The organism is Burkholderia sp. LMG 13014 (assembly GCF_905232215.1).
In the GTDB taxonomy this organism is placed as follows: domain Bacteria; phylum Pseudomonadota; class Gammaproteobacteria; order Burkholderiales; family Burkholderiaceae; genus Burkholderia.
In genome coordinates this window covers 1-7,235 of record NZ_CAJNKE010000298.1, presented here as the reverse complement: position 1 = coordinate 7,235, position 7,235 = coordinate 1, and the positions used below count along the sequence as shown (strand labels likewise).

General features: G+C 65.9%; 11 protein-coding genes and 1 pseudogene. 6 read left to right on the top strand and 6 right to left on the bottom strand.

Annotated elements, in window-relative coordinates:
* A partial coding sequence (locus tag JYJ84_RS23805) for a CsbD family protein (protein WP_205189533.1) occupies positions 1 to 167 on the bottom strand: 167 nt, incomplete at its 3' end.
* Positions 168 to 310: 143 nt separating this feature from the next.
* Positions 311 to 1,894, bottom strand: a complete 1,584-nt coding sequence (locus JYJ84_RS23800; protein ID WP_236027152.1) for a helix-turn-helix transcriptional regulator — start codon at positions 1,892 to 1,894, stop codon at positions 311 to 313.
* Between the two features lie 377 nt (positions 1,895 to 2,271).
* On the opposite strand from JYJ84_RS23800, the gene JYJ84_RS23795 reads away from it, so the two are divergent.
* Genes JYJ84_RS23795 through JYJ84_RS23785 form a run of 3 tightly spaced genes read left to right on the top strand, consistent with a single transcriptional unit; the run spans position 2,272 to position 3,096 of the window.
* Positions 2,272 to 2,436: a hypothetical protein gene (locus JYJ84_RS23795; RefSeq protein WP_164462794.1), complete on the top strand. Its 165-nt coding sequence runs from the start codon at positions 2,272 to 2,274 to the stop codon at positions 2,434 to 2,436.
* A gap of 55 nt (positions 2,437 to 2,491) precedes the next feature.
* Positions 2,492 to 2,842, top strand: coding sequence for a BON domain-containing protein (locus JYJ84_RS23790; RefSeq protein ID WP_174961994.1), 351 nt, complete (start codon positions 2,492 to 2,494; stop codon positions 2,840 to 2,842).
* A gap of 56 nt (positions 2,843 to 2,898) precedes the next feature.
* The gene (locus tag JYJ84_RS23785) at positions 2,899 to 3,096 is read left to right on the top strand and encodes a CsbD family protein (RefSeq protein ID WP_011356274.1); all 198 of its coding nucleotides are present in this window, start codon (positions 2,899 to 2,901) and stop codon (positions 3,094 to 3,096) included.
* Positions 3,097 to 3,108: 12 nt separating this feature from the next.
* On the opposite strand, the gene JYJ84_RS23780 is transcribed toward JYJ84_RS23785, so the two are convergent.
* Positions 3,109 to 3,330 (bottom strand): hypothetical protein, encoded by a 222-nt coding sequence (locus tag JYJ84_RS23780; protein WP_175219199.1) that lies wholly within the window; start codon positions 3,328 to 3,330, stop codon positions 3,109 to 3,111.
* Between JYJ84_RS23780 and JYJ84_RS37925 the strand changes: the two genes are divergently transcribed.
* Positions 3,299 to 3,520, top strand: coding sequence for a hypothetical protein (locus JYJ84_RS37925; protein WP_122948779.1), 222 nt, complete (start codon positions 3,299 to 3,301; stop codon positions 3,518 to 3,520). The genes JYJ84_RS23780 and JYJ84_RS37925 overlap by 32 nt on opposite strands.
* A 40-nt stretch (positions 3,521 to 3,560) precedes the next feature.
* Here JYJ84_RS37925 and JYJ84_RS23775 read toward each other — a convergent pair whose 3' ends face one another.
* The gene (locus JYJ84_RS23775) at positions 3,561 to 3,866 is read right to left on the bottom strand and encodes a hypothetical protein (protein WP_122948778.1); all 306 of its coding nucleotides are present in this window, start codon (positions 3,864 to 3,866) and stop codon (positions 3,561 to 3,563) included.
* 358 nt (positions 3,867 to 4,224) lie between these two features.
* On the opposite strand from JYJ84_RS23775, the pseudogene JYJ84_RS37920 reads away from it, so the two are divergent.
* A pseudogene (locus JYJ84_RS37920) lies at positions 4,225 to 4,505 on the top strand (hypothetical protein); the annotation flags it as partial.
* A 170-nt stretch (positions 4,506 to 4,675) separates the two neighbouring features.
* On the opposite strand, the gene JYJ84_RS23765 reads toward JYJ84_RS37920, so the two are convergent.
* Positions 4,676 to 5,704 (bottom strand): DUF1338 domain-containing protein, encoded by a 1,029-nt coding sequence (locus tag JYJ84_RS23765; RefSeq protein ID WP_175219196.1) that lies wholly within the window; start codon positions 5,702 to 5,704, stop codon positions 4,676 to 4,678.
* Between the two features lie 226 nt (positions 5,705 to 5,930).
* On the opposite strand from JYJ84_RS23765, the gene JYJ84_RS23760 reads away from it, so the two are divergent.
* The gene (locus tag JYJ84_RS23760) at positions 5,931 to 6,878 is read left to right on the top strand and encodes a LysR family transcriptional regulator (protein WP_174961992.1); all 948 of its coding nucleotides are present in this window, start codon (positions 5,931 to 5,933) and stop codon (positions 6,876 to 6,878) included.
* A gap of 19 nt (positions 6,879 to 6,897) precedes the next feature.
* Here the strand turns inward: JYJ84_RS23760 and JYJ84_RS23755 are convergent.
* Positions 6,898 to 7,235 (bottom strand): hypothetical protein (locus tag JYJ84_RS23755; RefSeq protein ID WP_205189529.1); only part of this gene is annotated, 338 nt, incomplete at its 5' end.

Genomic DNA, 7,235 nt, shown 5'->3' with positions numbered 1-7,235 from the left:
TTGCGCCCCGCATCGGCCGCCTCGCCGGCCTGCTCCTGAATCTTGCCGGCCTGCTGTTCGGCGACGCCTTCCGCTTCCGTCCTGCGGTCGCCCGTCACCTTGCCGAGCGCTTCCTTGACCGAACCCTTGACCTGCTTGAGCTTGCCTTCGATGCGATTCCTGTCCATGGTCGTCTCCTGCGATGGTGGGGGAGAGCCGGCGACGTGACGGCCAGCGCCGCACCGCCGAGTGGACAGGATCGCAAGCACGCGCCGCGCGCGGCAGATGCGGATGCACCAGCGCGCATGATGCATTCGTACCGAGAGGCTAGCTAGTCCTTGCCCTTCGCGCCGCCCTTTTTGCCGCCCTTTTCGCCCCCCTTCTCGCCGCGCGCGCCATTCGCGTCGGCCGCGCCGACGATCCCGCGTTCGCGCGCCCACACGATCGCCTCGCCGCGGCTGTGCACGTCGAGCTTCGCATAGATCGTCGCGACGTGATTGCGCACGGTGTTCGGCGCGAGCCCGAGGCGGCCGGCGATTTCCTTGTCGGCGAGACCGTGGCACAGCAGGTCGAACACGTCGCGTTCGCGCGCGGTCAGGTCCGACAGTTGAGCGCCCGCATCCGGCGCATTCGCGCGCCGCACGTTCGCGAGCTTCTCGATCAGCGTGCGGCTGAACCACGACGCATCCTGCATCGCGGTTTCGATCGCGTAGACGAGCTCCATCTCGGTACGCTTGCGATCGCTGATGTCGAGCAGCGCGACGAGCAGACAGTCGCGCCCGTGTATCGCGACAGGGTCCGCCGATACGACGCAATCGCGCACGTCACCTTCACGCGTGCGGATCTGCACGTCGGCGTTGCGCACGTTGCCGTCGCGCGCGAGCCGGCCTTCGATGCGCTGCCATGCGCCGCGCTCGGCCCACAGCCCGATCTCGTCCGCCGATTTGCCGAGCAGGTCGTCCTGCGCATGGCCGGTCATCGCGGCGAATGCGCCGTTCACGTCGAGCAATTCGAAGCGGTCGGCCGTGACGATCGCGGTGGCGACCGGCGCCATCCGGAACGCCGTCGCGAAGCGTTCCTCGCTCTGCCGCAGCGCGCGCTCGGCCTGCTTGCGCGGCTCGAGATCCATGAACGTGAACAGCATGCATACCTCGTCGTTCATGTCGATCGGCTGCCCGGCGACGACCACGGCCTTCGCGCTGCCGTCCGCGAGTTTCAGCACGGCCTCCATCTGCGGGATCGTCGCGCCTTCGCCGAGCCGCTCGATCGCGAGTTCGCGCCGCTCGGCCTGGTCGAGCACGTCGATCTCGTACACCGAGCGGCCGAGCACGTCGTCGCGCGCGTGGCCGGTCATGTCGAGAAAGCCCTGGTTGACCTTCACGTAGCGCAGGTCGTCGAGCCGGCAGATCACGGCCGGCGCCGGGTTCGCGTTGAAGGTGCGCTCGAAGCGCTCCTCGGCGCTCGCCCATTCGGTCGCGTCGTGCAGCACGAGCGCCAGGCAATCCGGTTCGCCTGCCGCGTTCGTCAGCACGAGGCTGCGGATACGATGGACCCAGCTCACGGTTTCATCGGCGGCCGATTCGACTTCGACCGTCACGTCGCTGAACTCCTCGCCCGCGATCACGCGATCCATCGGATAGTGGCCGTCGCGCACCGGATGGTTGTTCCGGTAGCGCAGCCGGAAGCGCTCGCGGTAATCGGTGACGGTCGCGCCGAGCGCCTTCAGCTCGGTCACGCCGTGCATCGCGAGCGCGGCTTCGTTCGCCCAGACGATCCGCTGGTCGGGCTCGACCAGGATCACGCCCTCGGTGAGCCCCGCAATGATCTGGTGCAGCTGGCGCCGGTCGGTATGCGACTTCAGCGCCTGCTCGTTTGCCTGTTCGTTGACCTGTTCGTTCATCGAATGGTTGTCCATGTCGTCTGCATGAGCGCCGGCCCGGTTGCCGTTTCGTCGACACGCGCCGGCCGGCGCGTGTGACGATGATCGCGTGCCGCACCGCTGCGCGACAGGCGCGAATGCACTATCCGCCATAGTACATTCGCACGGCACGCGCTATCGTTCGGCACCCCGCCGATCCGCCATGCATCCGACAGGCCCGCCATTCCACGCCGCGCGTGCGATGGATACGCGCCGCGCCACTCTCCCGCCCGTCTCCCGCCCTTCACGACGCCCCGTGCAAACGCACTAGCCGATCAGGTGAATTTGCGCGATGTCCACGCACGTTCGCCCCGGTACGCTGGTCCTGCATCGGCGCCCATGCGCTGCCTTCCGAACCGCAGAGGAGAAGCACGATGAAGCTGCATCAGACACCCGATCCGACGCGGCCCGCACCGCCTCCGGACAGCCCGCCCGAACCGCCGCCCGGCACCGATCCGCCGGTTCCGCTGCCGCCCGACATGCCGCGCCCCGATATGCCGCCGCGCGAGCCCGGCTACGACACGCCGATCGTCAAGTAGTGCGCGGCGCCGTTCGCATTCATCGATTCATCACGCCAAGCGAAGGAGAACATCCATGAACAAGACCCGCCCCATTTCGACGCTGCTCGCCGTCAGCGCGACTTTCCTGCTGAGTGCCGCGCCGCTCACGAATGCGGTTGCACAGGACGCATCGACCGGCAACGGCATGAAGGCCGAATCGAACCAGCCCGTCTCCGATACGTGGATCACGACCAAGGTGAAGGGCCGGCTGGCCACCGTCGACGGCCTGAAGAGCGTCGACATCAGCGTGACGACGGTCGACGGCGTCGTCACGCTGACCGGCGTGCTGCCGACGAAGATCGCCGTGAAGAAGGCGATCGCCGTGTCGCGCGCGGTCAAGGGCGTGAAGCACGTCGACGCATCCGGCCTGAAGGCGAAGGCCTGACCTCCCGGCGCGGCACGCCGCCGCGCCTTCTATCCCTGCATGACAAGGAGCACACGATGAACGAGGACAAGATCAAGGGCCAGTGGAAGCAACTCTCCGGCAAGCTGAAGGCCAAGTGGGGCAAGCTGACCGACGACGACCTGGCCGTCGCGGAAGGCAATCGCGAGTACCTGGCCGGCAAGATCCAGGAGCGTTACGGGATCGCCCGCGACGCAGCCGAGAAGCAGTTGAAGGAATTCGACCGCGAGCTGTAACGCGATAGCCCTTCAATCCAACCGCCGCGGCGCCGACGGCGTCGCGGCCACCAGGACAGCGACATGGGCAAATACCTGATCGCCTGGCTGCTCGGCGTGCCGGTCGGGCTGCTGGTGCTGTTCTATCTGATCACGCACGTCTTCTGACCATGCCGGCTCGACCAAGACGAACAACGCAACGCGTTTTTCAGGGAGATGACCTATGAAATTCCTTTCGATATCGGCAGCCTGCATCGCCTTGATGACCGCTTCGATCCCGGGGTTTGCTGCAGGGTGCCTGAAGGGCGCAGCCGTGGGCGGGGTCGCCGGCCATGTCGCAGGGCACCATGGGGCAATGGGTGCCGCTGCGGGTTGCGCAATCGGCCATCACCACGCGGCAAAGAAGGCCAAAGCGGCAAGCGCGGCAACAGCCGCCTCTCAATGAGAGACGACGAGCCCGGCGTTCGACACCGGGCTCGCCACACTTAGTGCCCCTTGTAGAGTTCGAGCAACTGGCTCTGCAATGCCATCATTTCCTTGTCGTGCTGCATTTGCATCTTTGCCATCGCTTCGTTGTGCGCCATTTCCATCGACATCATTTTTTGCTGGATGACGATGGCTTGCGTGCGCTGCTCGGGCGTGAGCTTGTCCATCATCATCATGGTCCAGTCGCTCGTGTGCGACATGTAGGTACCGCTGCGACCAATGCCACCGCCGTCTGCCTGTGCCGCACCGGCAACCAGCAGGAACGGAATGGCGCCACACAGCATGAGCTTGCGAATCGGGTTCATCCGGGTTCTCCTGTCAAGAATGGACGTCTGGAAGCGCCCGTGTCGCATGCACGGGTTTCCTGAGCGTGTGTCATGAACTGCCAGCTGACATCGAGACCTCGTCCAATCAATCGACCGGGTGATCGAAAGGCTTCTTCCGGGCAAGCGCTACGACGAATCGGCTGATGAATGATGGTTCGACTGGCGTGACTTTTGTCGTCCCGTACCGGCGGATATGACACGTCGCATCGAGAATTTTCTGGCGCGTAAACCCTCGAGCCAGCGGTCGTGTCAACGATGGCCTTTCCCCGCGATGACAGACGCCGCGCGGAACCGCGTCGAATTTCGTGGAGGCTCGGCTTCGCAGGAGTACGGAGTCAGGAACAGGAAGGCAAGCGGGTTTTCGCCGGAAGTCCGGGAGCGGCGGGGAGGCTGTTGCGCGAGCAGCGTCGCGACGGTCCGTCGATTGGGGCGGCGGTCGAATCGATTGTGCCGATGATCGGCCGTACGACGCGGACGCTGCTGGAGTGGGGCTGGCGCGAGGAGGTCGACAGCGGCGAAAGCGATGCGATCCCGCACACGGAAATCAAGCGTGTCTGGCAGGCCAACGTGCAAGTCGATGGCGTACCGAAAGTCTGGAAGCAGATGAATCGGTCAGGCAGCCAGTTGAAGCCGGGGCAAACCGCTACGGGCAACTCGGCAATGCCGCCGACGTGCCTGCATTGACTCAGGCCAACCAGCCGCCACGATTCCCGTAGCGGTTCAGGTAGCGGTTCGCGCATGCGCCGGCCAAACCGTCGCGGCCGGCGCAGCGTCCCGCTTTCGCTGCGTTACTTCGCCGCGTTCGCCGTCATCTTGAAGATGCCTTGCGCATTACCCGCATCGAAACGCAGGTCGGTCACCCAGCGACGTGCCGCCTGGTCGAACGTGCGCTTGCGCGTGATGAACTCGTAGAACGAACCCGGTACGTTGCGCTTCACGGTGCCGCCGTCGCGCGTGCGGAATTCGCGCTCGACGGTATCCGCACGATACGCGGTCTGGAACACGCGGCCCGAGCGCGAACGCTCGACTTCCGGCTTCATCGGCCGGCCCTTCGCCTTCTCGTCGTCGGACAGCTTGAACACGTCGGCGACGCGGTCGGTCGCATGGTTGAACGCGTTGCCTTCGGTCGAGATCCACGCCATTTCCGCCGATTCCAGCAGCAGCGTTTCGTAGTCGAGCTCGTTCGGCAGGTCGTGCTGACGCGCGAACGCCCCGACGATCTCCGGCAGCAGCGTGTGCGCGGCCTCCAGCGACAGCCAGCCTTCACGCTCGATTTCCCACAGCAGCGCGACGGCCGCCGGCGACAGCGGATCGCGCGACGTGCTCACGACGTTCGTCACGGCCTGCTGGAATTCCTTCGAGAAACGTTCCGGATGCAGCTCGCTGACGAAGAACTGCGCGATTTCGTCCGGCGCGTCTTCATGCGCATACGCGCGGCCCGTCATGCCGAGCTTGTCGAGCGGGTAACGGCCGTTCAGGCGGAAGCCGAGCGGACGCAGGATGCGCGTGAACGCGGCTTCGCCCGGCGGCAGCGCGCCCGTGTTCGGCCAGCGCACCGTGCGCAGCGCGCCGTGGTCGAAATAGACCGAGCCGCCGCTTTCGATCGCGTCGGCCGTGTACGCGCGGCCGTTCGCCGAACGTTCAAGCAGCCCTTCGAACAGCGCCATGTTCATCGCCTGCGCGATTTCCGCGCGCGTCACAACGCCGTCTTCCCATTCTTCGAGGATGGCCGGCATGTTCAGGGTCGAGAACAGGGCGTCGGTCTTCGCCTGTCCCAGCAGCTTCGTCAGCAAGCTCTCGATATTCGGATTGCGCATCAGGTTTCTCGTCTCGGGGGACCGCCGGCAAACGTGCCGGCAACTCGTTGGCCGGCTGCCCTGCGGGCGCCTGGCCTTGCGTGGAGAGCATTATTCAAAGGGTTGCAGCCGGGCGTAAAGCGAGATTAAATTGATATGTGATGAGTTTTTGGAATTATCAGCCGCTCCCCTGCTCCGCCGTCCGCCTTGTGCCGTGCGGGCCTGATCGTCAGACGAATCGAACATCATGCGTAAATTCAAGATCCCCAACATGGGCGCGCTCGTGGCTTTCGAAGCCGCCGCGCGCCACGAGAGCTTCACGCACGCGGCCAAGGAGCTGTTCCTGACCGAAAGCGCGGTATCGCGGCAGATCGCGACCCTCGAGGCGAGCCTCGGCGTGCGGCTGTTCGCGCGTGTGAAGCAGCGCGTCGTGCTGACGCGCGCCGGCAAGCTGTACGGCACGCAGGTGCGGCGCGCGCTGGAGGCACTCGACCGCGACACGCTGTCGATCATCGCGCACGGCAGCGGCGGCGGCTACCTGGAGCTGGCGGTGCTGCCGACCTTCGCGTCGCACTGGCTGATCCCGCGCATCAAGAGCTTCTACGACCGCACGCCCGACGTGCGCGTGAACATGGGCAGCCGCACCGACCTGTTCTCGTTCGAGGACACGCACTTCGAGGCCGCGATCCACTACGGCAAGCCGACCTGGCCGGGCACGTCGTCCGACTACCTGTTCGGCGAGGAAGTCGTGCCGATCTGCTCGCCTGCGCTGCTCGACAGGCCCGTCGAGCGCGTCGAGGATCTGCTCGCGTACCCGCTGCTGCACTCGACGACGCGCCCCGGCGCGTGGGCGCAGTGGTTCGAGACGCACGGCGTCGAGGACATCCGCACGATGCAGGGCGTGCGCTACGAGCTGCACACGATGCTGATCAGCGCGGCCTCGGCCGGGCTTGGCGTCGCGCTCGTGCCGAAGTTCTTCGTCGAGGAACAGTTGCAGCAGCTCGGCCTCGTCGTGCCGTGCGACGCGGCGACGGTCGGCGATTCGGCGTACTACCTCGTGTATCCGACGGAGTTAAGCCACAGCAAGCCGCTGGAGCTGTTTCGCGGCTGGCTGCTCGAGCAGGCGAGCGCGTATGCGTCGCCGGATTTCGATGCGGATGACGGCGAGATGGTGGACGACGAGGACGTCGAGTAACGGCGCGGTCGCGCCAGCATCATGGCGTGGTGGCCTCGCACGCGTGTCGCGTCGGCAGACCGGCCGTCACCACCTTCACCAGCCGCGCGCGATCGGGCGTTTCCAGCCCCGGGCACACGGTGTCCAGCGCGCGGATCACGACCGTTGCGCGCCCGTCGAAGCGGCATACGCCGTCGGGCTGCGCGGCGGGGAGCCGCAGTCCGCGCAGCGCATCGTGCTGGTTCGTGAAGACGATCACACCCGCGCGTTGCGAGCGGTCCGGCAAGCGCCGCGCCGATGCCTCGTCCTCTTCGAACCATACGTCCGACCCGATCGATTCGTCGCCGTAGTCGAGCGCGTAACGGCCCGACAGCGTGA